The sequence below is a fragment of the Pedobacter sp. 01N416 genome (assembly GCF_056399685.1).
This window is the reverse complement of record NZ_JBFTRT010001012.1, coordinates 1-1,126: the sequence shown is the minus strand read 5'-3', so window position 1 is coordinate 1,126 and position 1,126 is coordinate 1. Positions and strand designations below refer to the sequence as shown.

The following is a 1,126-nucleotide window of genomic DNA, read 5'->3' as shown; positions in this document are numbered from 1 at the left end:
CCATATTGGTTTTGGCTTTTAAGTATGCGAACTTCGATAAACGAAAAAAAATCTACAAAGCCATTAATAAAAGCGGATTGATTTTTCAGTCAGATCCTGTACGCGATTATAAACTGGTGCCATGGATTGAAGAATTTATTAAAGATAAAGGTTACAAGATCGATCAGCAGGCATCGGCTTTAATGGCCGAATATTTAGGAACCGACCTTTCTAAAATTGCCAACGAGATCGAAAAGTTAATGCTCAATGTTCCGAAAGAGACAACCATTAATACCGATCTGGTTCAGAAAAACATAGGCATTAGTAAAGAATATAATGTTTTTGAACTGCAGAAGGCACTGGCCATCCGCGATGTGCTGAAATGCAATAAAATTATCAATTACTTCGCCAGCAACCCTAAAGCCAACCCAACAGTAATGGTTTTGGCCAATTTAGGTGGTTACTTCACTAAGCTTCTAAGATGGAGAACTCTTAAAAGAACTCGTTTTCAAGATTGTACACTAATCTTTTTTTCGCAATTTCCTGTTTTATATTACCCATCAAACGTTTGCGCAAATTTTAGCGATTTTATTGTAATTTAATATCATTATTTTAGAAATTGATACACTACCACAGGTACTAACCATTTCTAAACAAACAAATGAAAACTAAATTTACCCTATTCTTTTTACTCCTGTGCTTTTCTTTCGCAGGTTATGCCCAATCATTAAAACCTTATAATCTTTCCTTTCCTAAACTCGCCAACAGGTGGGATGAAGCCATGCCCTTGGGGAATGGTATGTTAGGCGTTTTAATATGGGAAAAGAACAATAAACTACGTCTTTCTTTAGATCGTGCAGATCTGTGGGATGAACGCAAGGCGCTTGATATCTCGAAGCTTAATTTTAAGTGGGTAGAAGAGCAGGTTCATCAAAACAACTATGCCGCCGTTCAAAAAATAGGCGATGAACCTTATGATAGAAGCCCATATCCAACTAAATTGCCAGCTGCGGCAATGGAATTTGATATTGCTAAACTAGGGAAGGTAGTATCGAACGAATTGGATATCGAAACGGCTTTAAATACGGTAAAATTTGAAAATGGTACTGTTTTTAACTGTTATATCCATGCCGCCCAGCAGCAGGGC

2 protein-coding genes are annotated in these 1,126 nt (G+C 37.2%); both read left to right on the top strand.

Features of this window, described 5'->3' with window-relative positions; genetic code table 11:
- Positions 1-581 (top strand): DNA polymerase III subunit delta (gene holA / locus AC1DND_RS28975; RefSeq protein ID WP_477586439.1); only part of this gene is annotated, 581 nt, incomplete at its 5' end.
- Positions 582-640: 59 nt separating this feature from the next.
- Positions 641-1,126 (top strand): glycoside hydrolase N-terminal domain-containing protein (locus AC1DND_RS28970; protein ID WP_477586438.1); only part of this gene is annotated, 486 nt, incomplete at its 3' end.